Annotated in this window: 19 protein-coding genes, 2 pseudogenes and 3 riboswitches; of the genes and pseudogenes, 4 read left to right on the forward strand and 17 right to left on the reverse strand. The window is 48.0% G+C overall.

Annotated features, from left to right (window positions below; genetic code table 11):
* Nucleotide 1: 1 nt before the first annotated feature.
* The 10 genes from bioB to BUB67_RS04530 form a co-directional block, all read right to left on the reverse strand.
* A complete protein-coding gene (gene bioB, locus BUB67_RS04480) occupies nucleotides 2-967 on the reverse strand; it encodes a biotin synthase BioB (protein WP_073236413.1) in 966 nt (321 codons plus the stop codon).
* A gap of 139 nt (nucleotides 968-1,106) precedes the next feature.
* Entirely contained in the window at nucleotides 1,107-3,368 is a 2,262-nt protein-coding gene (locus tag BUB67_RS04485; protein WP_200798122.1) for a GGDEF and EAL domain-containing protein, read from the reverse strand.
* Nucleotides 3,369-3,494: 126 nt separating this feature from the next.
* The gene (locus tag BUB67_RS04490; protein WP_200798123.1) at nucleotides 3,495-5,270 is read right to left on the reverse strand and encodes a DUF342 domain-containing protein; all 1,776 of its coding nucleotides are present in this window, start codon (nucleotides 5,268-5,270) and stop codon (nucleotides 3,495-3,497) included.
* Nucleotides 5,271-5,982: 712 nt separating this feature from the next.
* Nucleotides 5,983-6,070: riboswitch (cyclic di-GMP riboswitch) on the reverse strand.
* 249 nt (nucleotides 6,071-6,319) lie between these two features.
* Entirely contained in the window at nucleotides 6,320-7,273 is a 954-nt protein-coding gene (locus tag BUB67_RS04500) for a permease (protein ID WP_073236422.1), read from the reverse strand.
* 232 nt (nucleotides 7,274-7,505) lie between these two features.
* Nucleotides 7,506-8,057: a permease gene (locus BUB67_RS04505; protein WP_238456952.1), complete on the reverse strand. Its 552-nt coding sequence runs from the start codon at nucleotides 8,055-8,057 to the stop codon at nucleotides 7,506-7,508.
* Nucleotides 8,054-8,530, reverse strand: a complete 477-nt coding sequence (locus tag BUB67_RS04510) for a permease (RefSeq protein ID WP_073236425.1) — start codon at nucleotides 8,528-8,530, stop codon at nucleotides 8,054-8,056. The genes BUB67_RS04505 and BUB67_RS04510 overlap by 4 nt, the downstream gene beginning before the upstream one ends.
* An 81-nt stretch (nucleotides 8,531-8,611) precedes the next feature.
* Nucleotides 8,612-9,073 carry an ArsR/SmtB family transcription factor gene (locus BUB67_RS04515; RefSeq protein ID WP_073236428.1) on the reverse strand — a complete coding sequence of 154 codons (462 nt, stop codon included), beginning with the start codon at nucleotides 9,071-9,073 and terminating at the stop codon, nucleotides 8,612-8,614.
* Between the two features lie 275 nt (nucleotides 9,074-9,348).
* Complete coding sequence (locus tag BUB67_RS04520; protein WP_073236431.1) at nucleotides 9,349-10,320, reverse strand: sulfite exporter TauE/SafE family protein; 972 nt, start codon at nucleotides 10,318-10,320, stop codon at nucleotides 9,349-9,351.
* Nucleotides 10,321-10,608: 288 nt separating this feature from the next.
* A complete protein-coding gene (locus BUB67_RS04525) occupies nucleotides 10,609-11,313 on the reverse strand; it encodes an RNA-guided endonuclease InsQ/TnpB family protein (protein ID WP_159431806.1) in 705 nt (234 codons plus the stop codon).
* 68 nt (nucleotides 11,314-11,381) lie between these two features.
* Nucleotides 11,382-11,864 (reverse strand): Chromate resistance protein ChrB, encoded by a 483-nt coding sequence (locus tag BUB67_RS04530; protein ID WP_073236437.1) that lies wholly within the window; start codon nucleotides 11,862-11,864, stop codon nucleotides 11,382-11,384.
* Between the two features lie 286 nt (nucleotides 11,865-12,150).
* On the opposite strand from BUB67_RS04530, the gene BUB67_RS04535 reads away from it, so the two are divergent.
* Genes BUB67_RS04535 through hisE form a run of 3 tightly spaced genes read left to right on the forward strand, consistent with a single transcriptional unit; the run spans nucleotide 12,151 to nucleotide 13,455 of the window.
* Nucleotides 12,151-12,891: a COG4280 domain-containing protein gene (locus BUB67_RS04535; protein WP_073236440.1), complete on the forward strand. Its 741-nt coding sequence runs from the start codon at nucleotides 12,151-12,153 to the stop codon at nucleotides 12,889-12,891.
* A complete protein-coding gene (locus BUB67_RS04540; protein ID WP_073236443.1) occupies nucleotides 12,891-13,133 on the forward strand; it encodes a hypothetical protein in 243 nt (80 codons plus the stop codon). Before BUB67_RS04535 ends, BUB67_RS04540 begins: the two co-directional genes overlap by 1 nt.
* Complete coding sequence (gene hisE, locus BUB67_RS04545) at nucleotides 13,120-13,455, forward strand: phosphoribosyl-ATP diphosphatase (protein ID WP_084127638.1); 336 nt, start codon at nucleotides 13,120-13,122, stop codon at nucleotides 13,453-13,455. The genes BUB67_RS04540 and hisE overlap by 14 nt, the downstream gene beginning before the upstream one ends.
* Nucleotides 13,456-13,538: 83 nt before the next feature.
* Here hisE and BUB67_RS04550 read toward each other — a convergent pair whose 3' ends face one another.
* From BUB67_RS04550 to eno, 5 genes and pseudogenes are all read right to left on the reverse strand, one after another.
* A complete protein-coding gene (locus tag BUB67_RS04550) occupies nucleotides 13,539-14,237 on the reverse strand; it encodes a phosphatase PAP2 family protein (protein ID WP_073236446.1) in 699 nt (232 codons plus the stop codon).
* 66 nt (nucleotides 14,238-14,303) lie between these two features.
* Nucleotides 14,304-14,401 (reverse strand): annotated as a pseudogene (locus BUB67_RS16810) (ABC transporter permease); the annotation flags it as partial.
* Nucleotides 14,376-14,487: riboswitch (molybdenum cofactor riboswitch) on the reverse strand. It overlaps the preceding pseudogene by 26 nt.
* A gap of 13 nt (nucleotides 14,488-14,500) precedes the next feature.
* Entirely contained in the window at nucleotides 14,501-15,682 is a 1,182-nt protein-coding gene (locus BUB67_RS04555) for an SAM-dependent methyltransferase (protein WP_073236449.1), read from the reverse strand.
* A 303-nt stretch (nucleotides 15,683-15,985) separates the two neighbouring features.
* Nucleotides 15,986-17,152, reverse strand: coding sequence for an MFS transporter (locus BUB67_RS04560; RefSeq protein WP_073236452.1), 1,167 nt, complete (start codon nucleotides 17,150-17,152; stop codon nucleotides 15,986-15,988).
* A gap of 37 nt (nucleotides 17,153-17,189) precedes the next feature.
* Nucleotides 17,190-17,579 (reverse strand): annotated as a pseudogene (gene eno / locus BUB67_RS04565) (phosphopyruvate hydratase); the annotation flags it as partial.
* Nucleotides 17,580-17,614: 35 nt separating this feature from the next.
* A riboswitch (Fluoride riboswitch) is annotated at nucleotides 17,615-17,672 on the reverse strand.
* A gap of 143 nt (nucleotides 17,673-17,815) precedes the next feature.
* On the opposite strand from eno, the gene BUB67_RS16815 reads away from it, so the two are divergent.
* Nucleotides 17,816-17,953 carry a hypothetical protein gene (locus BUB67_RS16815; RefSeq protein WP_238456953.1) on the forward strand — a complete coding sequence of 46 codons (138 nt, stop codon included), beginning with the start codon at nucleotides 17,816-17,818 and terminating at the stop codon, nucleotides 17,951-17,953.
* Nucleotides 17,954-18,149: 196 nt separating this feature from the next.
* Here the strand turns inward: BUB67_RS16815 and BUB67_RS04570 are convergent, their stop codons facing one another.
* On the reverse strand, nucleotides 18,150-18,749 hold the full coding sequence (locus BUB67_RS04570; RefSeq protein WP_073236455.1) for a copper amine oxidase N-terminal domain-containing protein: 600 nt from the start codon (nucleotides 18,747-18,749) through the stop codon (nucleotides 18,150-18,152).
* A 111-nt stretch (nucleotides 18,750-18,860) separates the two neighbouring features.
* Nucleotides 18,861-20,156, reverse strand: a complete 1,296-nt coding sequence (locus tag BUB67_RS04575) for an LCP family protein (protein ID WP_073236458.1) — start codon at nucleotides 20,154-20,156, stop codon at nucleotides 18,861-18,863.
* Between the last annotated feature and the right edge of the window lie 108 nt (nucleotides 20,157-20,264).

The raw sequence follows: 20,264 nt of genomic DNA on the forward strand, positions 1-20,264 counted from the left end.
GCTATACCTCCAAACCAATTTCCTGTATCATTTTCACGTCATCTGCAATTGTATTCCCTACCGTTGTCAGGTAGTTCCCAACCATCACCGCATTGATGCCGGCCATAAAACCCTTTTGCTGGAGTTCTCCCAATGCGTTTCTCCCACCGGCATACCTGATGGAAGCATAGGGTATAATTAACCGGAACATTGAAATAGTCTTTATTATTTCCAGCGGTTCAATTTTCTCGACCTGTTCCAGGGGTGTCCCTTTAATGGGATTCAGGATATTGATGGGAATCGATGTAATACCCAGCTCCCTGATTTCAAAGGCCATTTTGATCCTTTGTTCCATACTTTCGCCCATTCCGATGATACCGCCGCAGCACACTTCAAGCCCTGCCTTTTTTGCATTTTTAATGGTATGTATTCTGTCATCATAGGTATGGGTGTCGCAGATGTTTGCATAGTATTCCTTGCAGGTTTCAATATTGTGGTGGTATAATGAAAGACCTGCTTCTTTTAGACGTAATGCCCGGTCAAAGGAGATACTGCCAAGAGACGCACACAGCTTTAAAGTTGTCTCCGCCCGCAAGGCTTCAATCATTTCTAGAACTTTTTCAAAATCATTGTTGGTCAGGCTTCCTCCACTGGTTACAATTGAAAACCTGTGAACGCCGTTTTTTTCGTTCTCTTTTGCTAAGGCCAACACTTCCTGGATATCGATGAGCGGATAACTGGGAACCCCGGTGTTGTAATGCCCGGACTGGGCACAGTATTTGCAGTTCTCAGAACATTTTCCCGACTTTGCATTGATGATGGAGCACAGGTCAACCTTATTCCCCATATATTTTTTGCATATCTCATCTGCCAGGTTAAATAATTCCTCATTTTCAAGCCTATCCTCAGACAGTTCCAGCGCTTCTTCAAAGTCAATCAACTTCCCATTTAGCAGTTTATTCTTGATATGTTGCAAAATTTTGCTCATATACCCTTCCCTTTTTTTGTCGATCTTAATTAACTATAATATCCACAGAAAAAAATATTGTCAACCTTTTTAGTTAATCAGGTTTACATTGCAGGAGCTATGAGGCCATGCCTATAAGGCACAACCAATAATGAAAGGGTCAGACCGATTTCTGAACCATTCGAATAGCTTCGTCCGGAGGCAACGGTTTGCTGAAATAATAACCTTGAACTTTATCGCACCCACACTTTACAAGACAATCAAGCTGCTCTTTTGTTTCCACACCTTCAGCAGTTACGCCGAGTTCCATCCTGTGTCCCAATAAAATAATCGCATCAACAATAGCCTTATTTACATCTACCTTTATCTCACTCACAAACGACTTGTCAATTTTTAAACCATCAAAGTTAAATTTTTGCATGTATCTGAAAGAACTGTTTTCCGTTCCGAAATCATCTATTATTATTTTGACCCCAATTTCCTTCAAGTGATAAAGATTTCTAACCACCGTGTCCATTGCTTTTATAAGGACGGTTTCAGTAATCTCCAGTTCCAGGTGTCTCGGGTCAAGTTCAATTTCGTTTAGTATTTCACACACAACCTTCGCGAAATCAGGTTGCTGCAGCTGATGCACTGAAACATTCACCGAAACACTGAAACCAGAATACCCCATATTAAGCCATTCTTTCTTTTGCCTGCAAGCTGTCCTTAACACCCATTCACCTATAGATATTATCTGTCGTGTCTCTTCAGCAATAGGAATAAAGTGAAAAGGGCTAATTATCCCTTTTTTAGGATGCTGCCACCTCAATAGTGCCTCCATGCTCGCTACTTTACCAGTCCTTACATCAACAAGAGGCTGATAGCACAGAAAAAACTGATTTTTTTCCAAAGCCAACCCTAAATCTCTTTTTATTGTGTTGGCAAATTCTACCTCGCTCCTCATAATGCTGTCAAAATATTGAAAACCATTTTTCCCCTTTCCTTTGGCCTTGTACATAGCTATATCCGCATTTTTGAGTATAGCTCTCTCACTTTTTCCATGATCAGGATATAGGGCAATACCTATGCTACCGGTGACATACAATTCATAATTATTGATCTTTATTGGTTGGTTGAACAGTTCCAATATTCTGTTTGCAACCTTATCCGTATCGTCAATACTAATTATGTCAGACAGTAAAATGACAAACTCATCACCGCCCACTCTGGATACCGTATCTGATTCACGCAGACACGCTGTCAGCTTCCTGGCAATCTTCTTCAACAGCTTGTCACCCGTATGATGTCCTAAGGAGTCATTGATAGTTTTGAAATTATCAAGGTCGACAAAAAGCACTGCAAGTTTCTTCCCATTCCTTCTTGCATCTGCCATGGCAGCTTTGAACCTATCCATAAAAACATCCCGACGCGGCAGGTTGGTTAAAGGGTCATAGAAGGCCATGTATTTTAACTTGCTTTCCATTTGCTTCCGTCCGGTAATATCCGTGTGCGACCCTGCTATTCTTATGGCTCTGCCCTCTTCATCCCATAATGCCTTCCCCCTGCTTAAAATCCATATATATCTACCGTCCTTTGTTTTGATCCTGTATTCGCATAAGTAAAATGGTGTCTTTTTCTCAAGATGACTATGTAGATTATTGATAACTGTTTTAACATCCCTGGGATGGATAAATTCAGTCCATGTTTCACAGTAGTTATTTACTACTTCTTTATCAAAACCAATGACATCCTTCCATCTCTCGGATATGTATGCCGTATCCGTTATCAAATCCCAGTCCCATAGTCCATCGCTTGCTCCTTCAACTACCAGTCTGTAGCGTTCTTCACTTCTTTTCAATGCATCCTGCTGCCTTTGTATTTCAATTAAGTTCTGTCTCAACTGTTCTTCTTGGGCCATAAGTTCTTCATTCATTTCAGATAGCTCTTCCTGTTGAACCATCAATTCCTCGTTTAAAGCAAGAAGGTTACTATTTGCTTCTTCAAGCCTCCTTTCGGCATTCTTCAGGTCTGTAATGTCTATACCAGTGGAAACAACATACTTGTTCCCTTCATCATCGCACATATTACTGTTATACCACATAATATAAATTTGTCTGCCGTCCTTCAAAACCATCGGATTTTCACATTTGTAAAGAATGTCTCTATCTTCAATATCGTCCAAATGTTCTTTTATACGGCTTATTATGTCTTTGGGAATTATTGAACTTACATATATCCTCTCGGTTTGTTCCTCGACCGCTATACCAATTACAGCCTGGGTATATCTGTTGAACCAAACAACTTTACCATCCAGCGCCCAGACTACTATAAGCATCTGCTTGTTTTCAAAAATTCTACTTAAGAACTCTTCTTTCTTCTTAAGATAAGTAATTGATTTCTTGGATTCTTCAATAAAACTCATATTCTTCTCAATACGCAACTTCTTGTTATCCATCTTTTGCCATTAATTTCTCCTTTCTGGGTATCGTGAATTTATCAAGCTGGAATTCCACAGGATCTCAGATTCCCTTCTTTATCCAACCACAATCGGACATCTTTTTCCTTCCTAATCAAAACGATAAACCCGCCCGCCCACCAATACCAGAGCGTTCTCAAAGGCGTATTTTACGGTAACAATAGCTCTCGGCCCAGCCACCACCTTAGTAATAGCCCCGCCTCTGGATCCTAGTTCCCCCAGATGCACATCTTCCCCAGCCTGAATCTCACCCCCGCGAAATACGCCGTGTACAGTAACCTTTTTACCAGCCTGAATTCGCGAATTATAACAACCGCTACCCACTACCCTGACATCGCCGGTTGCCATAACTGTGGAGTTGAGGATATTTGAAGCCACCACATCACTTTCCACAGAGGGCGGAGACGCAAAGGCTTGTTCCCATTTCAAAGCTCGTTGAGCCAATTTTTCTACCTCCTGGATGTCACGTATCGCCAAAGGGGAGTGAACCACTACCCGTTCGACTTCCTGAATAAACTCATCCAAGCCTTCACCGACTAATCCCGATGGAAGAGTTTTAACTTGTTTCTTGAAAGCTTCTGCAGCAGCAGGAAGATGGCGAAACTTCCCCTCCAACAGTAACTTCAACAGAGGACCGATACCGCCTTTAAGATCGCCTTGCTTGAACGCCGGGTGACCAAGCAGCTGATAGATAGCCATGATCATTTCTCGTAAGCCGGTGGCTAAAACATGAACCTGTGGAAGGACTTCTTGCATAAAGGCAGGAGTTCCCCCTGCGGTTACTACCGATGCCAGGATATTTCCCCTGATCAGGATGGATTCCGTTGCTTGAATTTTCGCCCCAGAGACCAACCCATCTACCCTAACATTTCCACCCGCTTCTACCGCCATCCCTTCTTCCACATTACCGGCAATTACCACATCACCTCTAAAGGCAATGTTTCCGGAAGCAAGATCCACGTCGCCCGTATGCACTAGTTCAGGTAATACACTTACCCTCACCAAGTTACGGCTACGGTAGGCTACAGGACGTCCAGCCCGGGCCGCTACCACCCGTTCACCATCCCTGGTGAGCACCGCTCCTTCACCTGCAGAAAGGGCAAAATCCCGGGGCGCCGGCGATACAATTACGTCTCCTTTCACGCTGGTACCAGGACGACCCAGCCCCGGCAAGTGTTTGACAGCTAAGATTTCCCCCTCCACTACCGAAGTAAAAACATACCGTTTGCGGAAATCTACCGTTTCCTTTTCCTCCGCCAGTACAGGAACCTTGGAATTGTAAGGAAAAAGCAATTCCACCCAGCCGTCTTTTCCTGGTTCCGCAGGGATTCCCCGGGCAATAACCACCTCTTCTTCAGTGCAGGATGTAACACCGCGAGAGCATGCTTCCCAATCTACCCCATAATTAATACCCAGTCGGGACAACTCCTGCAACAATTCGTTCCATGTAAGGGATGGAAGACGTTCTTCCCGTTCCACTACCGCCAGTTGTAGTTTACTGGCAGCCGGGAGTTCCGCCACCTCCCGGTGAATTATCACCGTAGGGCTAATCCGCAATATTGCTTGTAAACCATCAGAAGAAATGGTTAAAGACCATTCCCCTTCCCTTCGTTCATTCACCGCCTCTAGTAACACCGTATCTTGCATAGACACGGGGGTGGGTTGAGTGCACTCCTGGCCGTTCACAATCAGTCTTGCCCCCGGGCAAGGAATCACCACCGGGTAGGGTCCCTCCGGCTTGTGATGGACAACAAGGTACCCATTTTTTACAAAAACATAGGGACTATCCATTTCTCCATCCAGATAAGCATTATCTGCTTTACTGGCTGTCGCAGCCAGGAAGTTATGGGTAATTTCCTTTTTCATCAGGACATCACCTCCTACTAAGCGTTTGGTTTTGTCTCTCTAGAACTTCAAGCACAGGGTATCATTTGTCCCCTCAGCCCCTCGTATCCCTTCCCATTCCACCGTTCGTGGTGATAGCGGATTATTCCCACAATAAATTTTAATAGTTAAAAGTTAAAGGGCTGATTTAACACTGCTGGAACATACATTTTTTTCCAGCTAGTGAAAAGTTCAGCCCTTTAATGATCTTTGTTTATGGGAAAGGCTGGTGGGAGTATACCAGGGAAACAAGCGTGTAGAAAAAAATATTTATGAGGCCCTTCGCAAGCACCCGAAAAGAGCGAAGGGAAAACCTAGATATGCAATTTAGGTAGCTAAGCAAACAATGGAAGTTTTCGCGAAAACTAAAACCACTGTAATAGGGAATATGAATTAATACCAAATTTTGGTAGTAATTACATATAATGCCCCCCCCCCCCCCGAAGGAACGTATGTTCTATTTGCGTATTTCAATGTTTTCATCTCTTGATCATTCCTTCCCAGTTCCTTATACTACCCTTAAGAAAAACATTACCATTTCCCTGACGGGCGACCAAAGCCGTTTCTGCTAAAAGGTTAACGTCCGGAATCCAGCGTTTTCTTTATACTGATGTTTACTTTAACGCATTTTCTAAAGCCTTCATGACCTCATCGGGCCGAATCGGTACAGATAGAATAGAAAAAAAGCATCTCCTTCGGCAACCGGCTACCATAGCTCCATATAAAGCCTTAGGCCCCTGGCTTTGTGCCCCTACCTTTCGATAGGTTTACCTTTATCGGTCTATGCTTTAAAAGACACGGAATTAAATGTCTGTCAAATCGTTTTTTACCATTTCCTGGATTAGTCCAATAAAATACATGACCTATGCACTTATCCTGTCTAAATATAAGTATATCCCAAAAACTTTCAAATTTCCATACTTGCATATTTGCACAGGTTATCCTCACAAAGCAAAAACCGGGATATTCCCGGTTCATTTATGCTCTGCCCGTCCGAATGATTTCCGCAAACTCCGCAAATCAGCCGCATGTTAAATGATAGCGTTAAACAGATAACCCACCATGATGATGGCCACCGCCATAATGCCCGCAAAGATGGCAATGAGCTTCACCTTCAGCACCTGTTTAAGAATAATCATCTCCGGCAGGGACAGGGCGGTGACCGCCATCATAAAGGCCAGGGCGGTGCCGATACCCATGCCCTTGCTCATCAGGGCCTGCACAATGGGGATGGTGCCGGCGGCGTTAGAATAAAGGGGCACCCCGATCAGTACCGCCAGGGGAACCGCAAAGGGATTATCCTTACCGGCGTACTGCAGCAGGAAGTTTTCTGGTGCATAGCCGTGGATACCGGCCCCCACCGCAATACCAATAACCACATAAATCCACACTTTTTTCAGGATTTGTTTGGTGTAGTTCAAAGCATAAGTGGCCCGCTCCTGCCAGGACATTTTGCCGTCCGCCGCCCCGGTGTCGCCGATTTTAATTTCATAGACATAGGGCTGTACCAGGTGTTCCAGTTTCAGCTTGCCGATGACAATCCCCGCAATGATGGCCACCGTAAGGCCGGTGGCGATATAAATCATGGCAATCTTCCAGCCAAAGAGGCCCCAGAGCATGATCAGGGCCACCTCATTGACCATTGGCGAGGAAATAAGGAAGGAAAAGGTTACCCCCAGGGGCACGCCGGCCTCAATAAAGCCGATAAAGAGCGGCACCGCCGAGCATGAGCAAAAGGGGGTTACAATGCCCAAAAGGGCCGCCATGATGTTGCCCAGAAAGGTTCGCTTATGGCTTAAAATTTTCTTGGTCTTTTCCGGCGGGAAGAAACTGCGGATAATGGACACCACAAAGATAATGGTGGCCAGCAGCAGCATGACCTTAATGGTGTCGTAAATAAAGAAGTTCAGGGAATCCGCCAGGTGGGTCTTGGGCTTTAACCCCAGCCAGTTGTACACTACCAAATCCGCAAAGGACTGCAACATGGTTATCACTCTCCCGTAATTGTTGTTCTGCCAATCTATATTATTATATTTGAATATAGTTTAATACTGACTCGTCCGGGTGTCAATACAGGAACCAGGTAATTTCAAAATAAAAGCCATCCCCGGTTGGGAGGATGACTTGTCCTGGAACGGGCACGCCGTTCGTCTTATGCTTTTCAGCCCCTTAAACAACGCAAATTTAATGGCTGCGGTGGCTATTAGCCTGGGCGTGTCAGACTGTTTCCCAAGCCTTTGCCGAAATTTGTTGTCCCGTGCGGTTCGGTGGGTTAGAATTTTCCACAAATTTTTCCACCACAAAGCCGGTGGTGATAATGGCAGGAAGCGTCAGGGCAAGTCGCACCAGGGCAAACTTCCAGCCCACAAACCGCACTTCCATCATAATCATGGGGATTTTAATGGTGGCCCAGGTGCCGAGGAAGATGACCGCATTGGCCAAACGGCAGCCCTTTTTCAGCATAGCATCGGCCACCGGGAAACCGGCATAAAGAGGCCCCGCTGCCGCCGACCCAACCAGTATAGAAATGAGAATTCCCTTTAGCCCCGACCCCTGGCCCACATTTTTCTCCACCATGTGGCGGGGCACCCAGACATCCAGCAGACCCACCAAAACCATGATGGGTGGGATAAAGAGGAGCATTTCTATCAGATAGTCAAAGCCCGTTTGGGCCGCCACCGCCCCTTTGCCGCTACCGGACAGATGAAGTCCCAGATCCAGCAGGACTACCAGTAAAAACAGGGCATATTTTCTAACCCGCATTATCATACCAGCACTCCCATCAAAAGCCCGATGACCAGAGCAAAACCAAAGCCCAGAACGTTCCGGCTAAGGGTAAAGGGCTTGCCGAAATATTTGATTTCTGCCGGAGCGGTGATGATTCCCACCATCATCAGGGTGGTAATAAAGCAGGCCACAGCGGTGACACCGGCCCCGGCCTTCAAAAGCGACCCCGCCAGGGGGAAGGCCACAAAGGCAGGCATGAGGGTAATGGAACCCACCAGGGAAACCAGGATGAGACCCGGGATGCTCCGGTCGCTGAAGATGGTTTTGATAACCTCCGGCGGCAGAACCGCCAGCACCAATCCCATCATGCCGACAATACCCAGCATGGTAGGCAGCAGGTTGCTGAAGGACTTCCAGGCAATTTTCAGGGCCTTTTTGGTTTTCTGCTTATCTCTGCTCCAAGAAAGGGCCAGCAAAAGGAAGGTGACAATAAACAAAACCGTGGTAAAACTCACAATTAATCACCTCTTTATCGGTGCTATGTATTATGAAAGTACGAAAGGGCAGGAAAAAGCGCCTGCCCTCTGACTTTTGCCTTATTCTTTATCCTTGTTCTCGCAGGAATGATTTTCCTGGTCGCCGTGACATTCTTTAATTTGTTGCTGGCTGCATTGTCCGGATTTTCCCTGAAGTTTTTCCGGGTGTTCACATTTGCATTTACACATCTTCTTTATCTCCTCTCCTCGATTAATTCCTGATAACGACTCCCGCTGGCAGACATATTCCGAGGCCGCCGGTCTGGCTGCCAGATCCCGCAGGGCCTCAGCCGTCTGGACTAAAACGCCCCTTTCCACGGAGTAATGGGTCCAGTAACCCCTCTTTTCCCCCTTAAGCAGGCCTCCTTTCCTTAAAACCTGAATATGCTGGGAAACAGCCGCTTCGGATATTCCCAGACGGTAGGCCAGGGCCCCCACGCAAAAATCGTTGGTTAAGAGCAGTTGCAGTATTTTAAAGCGTGTTTCATCTCCGAGAATTTTTAGTATGGATAAAAGCTCCACCGTTTTTACCCCGCCTAACTAATTAAGTATTAACTTAATTATATCAGAAAAAACTTAATTTGCAAGATTTTTTAATTGTTTACCCAATCGCCAATTCAATTCTCTAATCATAACTAGTCTCATTTTTTGAGTGGCGATGGCAAAGATATAATATTTGTCCACCAACTCCGGCACCAGTAACTCATCAAAGAGCATGGGGTCTGCCAGGGCCGGCTCTGGAAAAGGAAATCCCTTCTGCGGAGAGGAACTGTACCACAGTCGGGATTTGCGTGTGCCTATTTAAAGAAATACTGCCCGATATAGCTGAAGGCCAGGAAGAGAATTAAACAGGTGAGAATTACCTTGATGATTTTATCCGGCAGGAACTTCTGGATGCGGGCACCCACATAGGTTCCCAAAAGACCACCGATACCAAAGAGGGCACCCAGCAGCCAGTCCGGAGCCACAGCAGCACCGCCCGCTACGTTGCTCACAGCCAGGATGTGGTAGTAAACAACCCCGGCAATGGAAGTTATGAAGGTCCCGGCCAGGGCCGCCCCGGCCACGGTATAGACCGGCAGGCCCAGCACCGCTACGCAGAAGGGGGAGATAATGGCCCCGCCGCCGATGCCGTAAATGCCGCCGATTAAGCCCACCACCAGGGCCAGGGAGAGGATGGCCAGGGTGCTAAAGGAGTAGGTATCGCCCCAGAATTCGTATTCAATCTTCTTCCAGGAGATGGATTTGGTCTTTACAACAGCTTCCGCCGGAAGACCGGCAGCCATACGGCCGGAGTTTTCTTCCTTCAGTTTTGCCACCTGCTCGGCAAACTTTTTCTGCATGATTTTGTTCTGCTCTTTCACCTGCTTGTTCCAACCCATCACTTCCGACAGCAGGCGGTAACCCAGGTACAGCAGCACCAGACCCACAAAGAGCTTGAAGGCTTTGGGATTGGGCAGGTACAAAATGCGAATCCAAGCCCCGAAGAATACGCCGGGCAGCGTGCCGATGACCACTGCCCAGGTCAAAGGCCAGGCCATGCGGCCCTCTTTAATGTAACGGTATAGCCCGCCGGGGATGGCGATAATGTTATAAATGAGATTGGTGGGGCTAACCGAGGGGCTGGTGTAGTGCAGCACGCTCACCTGGAAGGGCAGCAGCAAGAAAGCACCGGATACCCCGGCTGAAGCCGTTAAAGAGGAAACCAGGAACGCCACCAGCGGCGGAATAAAGGGCAGAACATCCACCCCGGACACAGGGAAATGCATAAAGTCCGCTCCTTTCAAAATGATATTTTGCTTAAAGCCTGATTAACCGGTTAGTAAAATCATCGCCTCGCTCTTATATTTGCATGGTGTATATAGTATTATAACAATCGTAGATGTTGTTCAAAAAGATGTCAACGGGGTTTGTAAATAATTTCACAATAGCGCCGTGTTCTTATGTATGCAAAGTGACGACTCCCCACGTTGAAACGTGAGGCTTCTCGGTTCATCCGGGCTGCTGCCGCACCCCGTCCCCGAAGGCCCCGTCCGGGCCCTTAATTTTTACGGTAGTTATACTGCTCGTTTCAAAATGTTAATGGCAGCATTTACATCCCGGTCTATAGATAGTCCACAAACCGGGCAGTGGTGCCACCTTTGGGATAGCTTTTTCTTCACTTCGGCACCACACCGGGAGCATAGTTGTGATGTTTGCTTGGGATCAACTTCCACTACCTTACGGCCGGCACTCTCAGCCTTGCTCGTCAGGATTAGCCTGAAGTTCCCCCAGCCGGCATCAGCAATACTCTTGGCCAGGTGGTGATTCTGGGTCATATTCTTAACCTGCAAATCTTCAATGGCTATCAAATCGTACCGATTTACCAGGGAACGGGCAACTTTATGGTGCAGATCCCGGCGCTGGTTAGCCACCTTTTCGTGGCACCGGGCCAGTTCCCGGACAGCCTTCTTCCGGCGGTTGGAACCTTTTTTCCTGCGGGATACCCGGCGTTGGTGCTGTTTTAGTTTCTTTTCTGCCTGGCGCAGCTGCCGGGGATTATCAAACATTTCTCCGTCTGAGGTAGTGGCAAACTTTTCTAACCCAACGTCTATTCCGCAGGATTCACCGGTAGGCGGTAGTGGTACTGCATCTATCTCCACTGAAAAGCAAGCGTACCATTTGCCGTTCTGCCGCCGGATGGTTAGTGTCTTAACCTTACCATCCATGGGACGGTGCAGTTTTATTTTCACCGGGCCTATCTTCAATACTTTAAAAACCAAGCCGCCTTTCATCCCCGGACTGCGGTCCAGAGTTTTCCCGGCGGCTAAAGTATAAACGAGGAATATAGCTAATTTTTTTTTCGACCATGTTGATCCTCATACTGAAATACCCTGTCACTAAATTCCTCTAGTTTCTCCTGGCATTGCTGAATGAGTTCTCCAGCCTTTTGGCTAAGGCTGACTTTAAAATAATCCCTGGCCAGCACTTTTTCGTACCACTTTTTCAACTTTTCCAGGTCTTCTTCGTTTTCTTCCAGCTCCGCATAGGTAAAATGCTTATCGTTTATCTCACACTCTATCTCTTTAAAAAAGTCGTCACATTTATCAATGATTTCCGTATACTCCTCGTTCCTGGCCTCATTAATCTGCTCAACCAGCCTTTCCTCCGCCCCCACTAAGGTGCTCTTAAAAAGGTAGCCTTCTCCACCCATTTCTTCGATTTCTTTTCGCAACTGGCGGAAGTGCCTTTCAGACTCTTTATTACTGGGTAAAATACACACCGAGTTTTGTAGGGCTTTGATGGAAACGATGGCAAGAGATTTAATGCTCAGATTGAGCTAATTAACGAGATCAAACCAAATGTATTATTGATTCAGGAGGCCAAAAATTTTACCCAAAATGGTATGAAGCTAATGTACGAAATGGAAAACCAAATTAAGAGGTCATTAAAAATCCCATAACGGATTTCGCATCGGATCATTACCCCATTATGGCGGTTTTCAAAAAATAATGGCTTAAACAGCCTTTCTCCGGGTAGGAGGGGCAATTCTCTCCTACCCATCCTACACCCAAGGATATTTAATTCGATTAAACTACCACCTAAGGAGTGTGAATAGGATGAACTTTTATACTGTCACAGCCAGCTTTCTCGGGACAGCCGTAGAATTTGTTGAAGCCCTTACGATTTTTTTAGCTGTGGGGTTCACCAAGGGCTGGAAGACAGCCATCTATGGTGCGGTTACGGCAATTGTAATTCTCGCATTACTAGTTGGTCTCTTAGGCTACCCCTTGGTGAAACTCGTACCCTTTCATACCATCCAGTTAGTAATCGGTCTTGCTTTGTTACTCTTCGGGGTCCGCTGGCTCAGGAAGGCAATTGCCCGGTATGCGGGTTTAAAAGAGATGCACGATGAGGAGAAGGCCTATTTGGAAGAAGTAGAAAAACAAAAAACTCATGTAGAAAAAGGTAAAAGTATTGATATTTTTGGTTTTACCACTGTTTTTAACGGGGTATTCCTGGAGGGGCTTGAGGCGGCCTTTATTGTACTTACCTTCGGGGTCGCGGCCAATTCCATGCCCTCCGCCGTCGCCGGTGCCTTAATCGCAATTGCTTTAGTTTGTTTACTGGGTTTCCTTCTCAAAAAGCCCTTATCCATGATCCCGGAAAACATGCTAAAGTTTGCGATAGGAATCATGCTAACTTGCTTCGGGGTAATCTGGGTAGGAGAAGCAATTGGAATTGAATGGTGGCAGGGTGACTTGTCCATCCTTGTTGTACTCACTGTTTTGCTTATTGTCTCTTTATTCCAGATTAAATACTTTAGCCTTTGTGCCACTGTTAAAGGGAGGGATCAGTAATGAAAAAGGCGTTTTTAGTAATATGGGGACTCCTGATTGATGACCTCCGACTGGCTCTGGGAACAATTCTATCCGTAATTGCTTGCTACTTGCTAAATTTAAAATATGATCTAGGTGAATATGGCGGCTGGTTGCTCTTGTCTCTGATCATCCTCTCGGTTTTCTGGAGTCTATCTGCAGAATCAAGAAAGTATAAGAAACGCAATAAAATAGAGAGGGGGACTCCCGGTGTCCATTCGTGAACAAAATCAAAAACAACATGACATTGGACCATCCATTATTGACATATTGTATGAGATCATCCTAACCCGTAAGGAAGAAGATATTGAAGGTTCTTATACTAGATACCTGTTTGATCAGGGGATTGATAAGATTTGTAAGAAAGTCGGTGAGGAATCGGCAGAAGTCATCATTGCCTCCAAAAACGGTAGTCCCCGGGAAATCTCTTGCGAGATAGCAGACTTACTTTATCACCTGCTGGTTCTAATGGCCGAGCGGAAAATTCCAGCCCAGGAAGTTTATCTGGAACTGGCCAAAAGGCTAAACAAAACCCTTGGGATTTAATTATAAATCGTTGCAACACCCCTCATTGTTGCAACCCCTTTACTATGGCACCTAAAAGGGTGCTTTTTTTTGAAAGTTACCATTCAATTATTATTTTTTCTATATCCCCCTCCGGGCCGGATGTTCTGCTGCCGTACTTCTACAATGATTTTCAACCCTGTTAAACAGATAATCAGCCAGACCCCACCGGCGGCGTAGGCCGCCAACACATCGCTGGGATAATGAACCCCCAGGTAAATACGGCTTAAGCCCACGAGAAGAATGATTCCGGTCGCTCCCATTACGCTGAGACGTTGCAGAAACTTTGATTCAAAAAACAAACAAAGAAAGTATCCTAACATCCCGTAAAAAATGATTGCCTCCATCGAATGGCCGCTGGGAAAACTGTATCCTGTTTCTTTAATCAAGGGATGAATACTTGGCCTGATTCGATGAAAGTACCATTTAAGCAGCAGATTAAAAAGGGCACCACCTGATGCTGCGGTTAATAAAAAAATGGCTTCCCAATTTTTCTTCCGGCGAACCATTAGGAACATCGATATAATAAGCAAGACCACAATGGCTTTGCCCGAACCGATAAAAGTAAAAAACTTCATCACACCAGTTAACTGCGGGGCGATATACGATTGAACCAGCTGAATAATTGGATAGTCAAACCGGTATAAATCCTGTTCCCTCAACTCATCGGCAAGCTTTATAAATATCCCGGTAAACACAGAGAGAAAAACCACAGAAGACGCAACAAACCTTACTAAGGGTTTCGATAATTTATCTATACTCATGGCTAAAGCACCTTCTACTACTGGAAATTATGTAACTCATTGCTGGGTCACCAAAACAGCTACCATAACCAGGTTGCCCCCTACCATCATGGAGGCCCCACCTCTGAGATAGCCCCTCCGAAACCAGCCATAACAGCAGCCAGGAGACCCAGTCTTGCTTCCCGGAGGCCTGTCCGTTTCCAAACAAACCCTAACGGCTTATGGGCCAGACCACTCACACCAGGTCCATAAGCTCGGAGATTTTATCAAGTTTTTAGAGGTTCTTAGTCCCTATAGATAAAGCTATATTCCATGGGCAGGCTGTTATTTAACCCCTTGCTGAACAACAGCTGGTAGATATCCAGCCCGGAGACCCGGAAGGAAGCGGCGCAGCCCCTTAGATAAAGGCCCCACATGCGGACAAACCGCTCGTCGAACTTTTCCCGCACCTTGTCGCAGCACCGGGTGAAATTGGTATACCAGTGATCCAGCGTTTTGGCATAGTGCAGCCGCAGGCTTTCAGCGTGCAGCAGGTGAAACCGGTATTCCGGCAGCAGCCCGATAATCTCCCGCAGGGAAGGAATATAACCACCGGGGAAAATGTATTTTTCGATCCAGGCGTTGACCGGTTCCTCGGTCATGCCCGTAATGGTGTGCAGCAGTGACAGCCCACCGGGCACCAGCAGATTGTTAACCCGGTCCATATAACTCGGTATGTTGTCTTTCCCCACATGTTCAAACATGCCCACACTGACAATTTTGTCAAATTGGTAATCCCGCTCAGAAAGATCCAGGTAGTTAGCCAGTTGAATATCTACCTGACCCTCCAGCCCTAATTCCCGTACCCTCTGCCGGGCACCTTCGTATTGCTGGTCACTTAGCGTAATGCCCAGGGCACGGACACCATACTGTTGGGCTGCCCGGATCACCAGCCAACCCCAGCCGCAGCCGATATCCAGCAGGCGCTCGCCAGGCTTTAGCTGAAGTTTTTTAAGAATGTGGTCAATCTTATTGATTTGAGCCTGGTACAGAGAATCGTCAGGTTGTTTAAAATAGGCGCAGGAATAACTCAGGGTTTCGTCCAGCCACAGGCTGAAAAAGTCATTACCCAAATCGTAATGGTGCTCAATGTTTTGCTTTTGCTTTCGCTTACCGGCCACCGTCTGAAACAAGCCGGTAAGTTTTCCGGTGATTCCGGCGGGCTTTAACCGGTCCTTGTTTTCCTCAATGATACGGATAATCTCTTCAAATTCCCCTGTGAAGTCCCAGTCCCCTTCCATGTAGGCTTCACCCAGGGACAGCAGCGGGTTGTCCGGGTTAAAGGTTGAGGAAAGGGGTTTTTTAAAGATGATGTTGACAACCGGCGGTGACTGCCCGTACCGGCAGACCTCACCGTCCCAAAAAGTTACTGTGAAATTTCCCACCTTAAACCGTTCAAACAGGTCTTTCATCATGTCCTTTGTCATGCTTTTGACCCCCTTACTCTGGTTGTTGGGATTTTCTTCAGCGTTCTTTTTGTTCTGTTGGGCTAACCGTTGGCAGGTCCGCCCCTTGCTCGTTTGCTTTACTTTGCAGGCTTTCCAGGCAGAGTTCTACGATGTCAAGACACTTAAAACAGCTCGGGCAGAATGCTTGCCCGTCTTTATACAGGGCTCTTTTCTTCCGGCACCGGTCTCCCACAAGACTGGCATAAAAATTCTGCCTTGCTTCTGTTTTTACCTTTCACCGTACTCACCTTACTTGCTGGTATGCCTGTTTATAATCCCACCTTACATACCCTTCACCTTCCGATTAGCAGGCTGCTGCCCCAGCACCGCCAGCAGCCCGGCGGCAGCCAGTATACCGGTGACGGCACCAAAATAAAAGGTTACCGAGGGACCGAACCACTTCCACAATGCCCCGGCCAGCAGGGAAGCGGGTAACAGGCCGATACCCACCAGAGTGGCGTGCAGCCCCATCATGGTGGCCTTTTGGTCTGTCGGGGCAATGTCCGCCACCAGGGCCTTTTCCACCCCTTCGGTGACCCCGGTATACAGGCCGTAGGTGGCAAACAAATACCATAACATCTGTTTTTCGGTCACCAGGGCAAAGCCCAGGTAAACTAGGGCGTAAAAGAGATAGCCCATTACCAGCAGGGTTCTCCGACCAAGAATGTCCGACAGCCGCCCCGCCGGGTAGGACACCGCGGCGTAAACCAGGTTATAGACCAGGTAAAGCAAAATCACATCTGCCGCCGAGTAACCCAGGTCGTGGGCCCGCAGCAAAAGGAACTGGTTGGAGGAATTACCCAAGGCAAAGAGGAAAACCACCACCAGGAAACCCTTTAACCGCCGGTCCAGGGACGACCATTTGAGAGACAGGACTTTCTTGGGCAGGCCCTTGGGCTCCTTTTCCCGCACCCCGAATAAAATGCCCACCCCGATGATGGCCGGTACCAGGGACCAGAAAAAGACGGTCCGGTAGTCGCCGTGGTAGGAGGTGAAAAACAGGTAGGCCAGGGCCACCCCGATCACCGCCCCCAGTGTGTCTAAAGCACGGTGCAGGCCAAAGGCCCGACCCCGCTGCCCTTCCTCCGCCGCATCGGCGATGATGGCGTCCCGGGGGGCGGTGCGGACGCCTTTGCCGAAGCGGTCCGCCACTCGCCCAAACAGCACCCAGGCCCAGGAAGCAGCAAAAATGATAGGAATCTTAGCCGCTGCCGACAGGCTGTAACCGGCGATGGCCAGGTTTTTGCGCCGGCCCAGCTTGTCGGAATAGTACCCGGAAAATACCTTTAACAGGCTGGCCAGGCTTTCGGCAAACCCCTCAATCACCCCCACAATGGCCGGGGTGGCCCCCAGCTGGCTGACCAGGTAGAGGGGGATTAAGGGATAAATCATTTCGCTGCCGATATCGGTAAACAGGCTGGTTAAGCCAGTCAGGATGATGTTAAACACAAAATCACCACACTTATTAAACTCGCTTTAATTCTCGGTATTGATAAAGGGGCAGCCCCAGAAAATCCGCCGCGGCCCGGGCCACCGCCAGGGGAAACCCCCAGGATGGCATTGGCTCCCAGGCGTTCCTTGTTTTCGGTGCCGTCCAGTTTAATCATCAGTTGATCCAGTCCCCGCTGATCCAGGGCATCCAGACCGATGACCTCCGGGGCGATTTCCCGGTTGACGTTTCCCACCGCGGTGAGAACCCCTTTGCCGCGGAAGCGGTCTTTATCCCCGTCCCGCAGTTCCAAAGCCTCCCGGGTGCCGGTGGAGGCACCGCCGCCCGGCCCCAGGCTCCGCTTTCCAGTACCACCTCCACTTCCACCGTGGGGTTTCCCCGGGAATCAAGAATTTCTCTGGCTATGACTTGCTGAATTTTTGACATCCTACCGAAAATAAAAAACTCCTACCCATGTACATACAAGGGTAGGAGTCATCAGCTTGGCAGCGTTAGGCGAACTCCATCGCCGTTCAATTTTCCCTTATTATATCACAAACCGTTTATTAGGCAAGAAACTTTTGTCATGTTTTTTATCGTTTTTATCGAAACGTCCTTTGCTAAATCAGAAAAACCGTGGTATGGTAATACAAAAACAGAACCCTTTGTAAAGAGGTGTTTGTATGAAAATTTTACTGGCCGTGGACAATTCGGAAAACGCCCTGCGGGCCGGGCAATATGTGGTTAAACTGGCATCGGCGCTCTGGCCCACAAACTCAGTGTGTCAATATTCCCCTATGGTAATTGGCTGTTTTTCTTAGAAAATGGAAGCCAATTGACTTATTATGTGATTTGGGGCAGCGGTGCAATTCAAGTCAAGAACCGTCCCCGACTTGAATTTATGCCATGGATGCCCTCCAACGGGGCGGCAGACTCAAGAGAACCGTCCCCTTGATTCTCCATTAATCCAAGGAGTAAGACGAAACCCGGCCAATTTTGTGACAATACTGCCGAACTTTAATAAATCATAAAGGTATATAATGCAAATATGGTGGAAAGCAGCCCTTTAACCAGAGACGGGTCCGGCTTCACCGCTCCCGTCTCCTGTCCGGGGGCATCCGGAACCGGCCTTTGGTCCCCGGAAGGATAAAGCTGCACCGCATTGGCGGCTGTGTCAAAGTTCACCCGGTAGCCGAACACCTCTGCCACATACCTAGCCGGCAGATACAGCCGGTTGTCCCTGAACACAGGCGCCGCATCCATTTGCGCAACAGTGACATGGTTGCCCCGGATAACGGTATACTCCTTCCTGTCCAGGCGGAAAACCACACCATTGCCGCCCTTCGTTAAAATAAGCAGCCCGTGATCTCCCCCGTCACTGACCCACTTCACTGCAGCCCCCAGGGCTTCGCCCAGATAACGCAGGGGCACGTAGGTCCTGCCGTTGCTGATAAAGGTTTGGGCCTCCATGGCCTGTTCCTGCCCGTTGACGGCGTAGACCTTCTTTCCTACCGGAAAGGCAATTTGGCTTTCACTGGCCATGGCCGGCAGGCAGAAAGCAGACACCATCAATAAAACAAACATGATTAAAGCAGTTCTCAAAATTGTCTGTCTCACCCCGGAGCGCTCCCTTAAACTTCAAAATTTTAAGTAATAAATCAAGAAACCAGGGAGAAAACCCCTTACTCCCTGGCTCCTGTTCATTACAAGACTGGGGAAAACCATCCGCTATAAAGGCGCTGAAGGAAGCCAGCTGCTGATCCCGGAACCGGCCCCGCCTTCCTGGGCGCTGTTGTGAACCGGGTTTTGCTGAGTACCGGCAGCGCCGCCGTTGTTTTGCTCATTGCCGGATTCCCCGGAAGGATTCACTATGATCTGGACATTGCTCCCTCTGGGAACCCCGGACTGCGGCTTCTGCCGGCTCGATTTAATATCAACACTGTTATTGTCGTCCGGATTTGTTTTGGTATCAGGAACAGATTCCGCTTCCTTGACCGGAGTCAGGTTCACCGTCCGGGATTCCCCGGTCTTTGTCTTCGGAGTCGTTTCCTTCGCCATATTCCTGGTATTTACGTTTTCCTCACCCAGCACCACATTATAGACCTTGCCGTCCCGGATCAGGGACTCCGCCACCATCCTGGCCTGTTCAGGGTCCACGCTCCAGTAGCTGACGCCGTTCATATTCAGGAACTTGCCCGGCATGGTCTGGGTAACAATCTCTACATTGCTCAAATTCTGGGCCGCCCTAGCCAATGTAATCATCTGGGTCAGGCCCAGGTTGGTCTCCAGGTATTTATTAATGGTAGGCACCAGTTTGGGGAGCTTGGTGATGGTGGAAGGCTGCATCATTTCCTTGGCCAGGGCCTTGAGAAACTTCTGCTGCCGCTCGGTCCGGGACACGTCCCCCAGGGCGTCGCTTCTAAAGCGCACGTACTGCAGGGCCTTGTTGCCGTCCAGCCTCTGTACCCCCGGGTATAAATCAATCTTTTGCAGGTCCGGTACGTCATAGGGGTCGTAATGATACATCCGTTTTTCCACATCAATGGTCACGCCGCCCAGTGCGTCCACAATATCCCGGAAGCCGCGGACATTGGTCATCAAATAATGATCAATTTTTACTCCTGTCAGATCAGAAACGGTCTCCATCACCAGCTCGGGCCCGCCGTACACATTGGCCGAGTTAATTTTGTCAAAGCCATGGCCGGGAATATTCACCCGGGTATCCCTGGGGATGGAAATCATGGCAATGCGGTTGTGCTCCTTATCCACACTCACCAGGATAAGGCTGTCGGTACGGGTTTTCGTTTCCCCCTCCCGGGCATCAATACCCATGAGGAGGAAGTTCATGCGTTTTTTCAGAATATCCTCTTCCCCGGGTTCATCCCCGCCCATTCCCAGAGGACCCTTTCCGTCAAAAAGGAACTGATTGGCTAAAACATAGCCAACGCCCAAAACCAATACTAAGAAGGAACAAAAGAGCATAAAGGGCAATATCTTCAGCTTTCTGCGTTTTCTGCGTTCCATGTTCGCACCTCTTTCCAATACAAAGTGGCATACAAAAGTATTGTAACATTGTTCAGCGGTAGGATTCAACGCCAATAACAGGCACTTACCGAAGAGGCCCGCCGCCGC

This window comes from Desulforamulus putei DSM 12395, assembly GCF_900129195.1.
Taxonomy (GTDB): Bacteria; Bacillota; Desulfotomaculia; order Desulfotomaculales; family Desulfotomaculaceae; genus Desulfotomaculum; species Desulfotomaculum putei.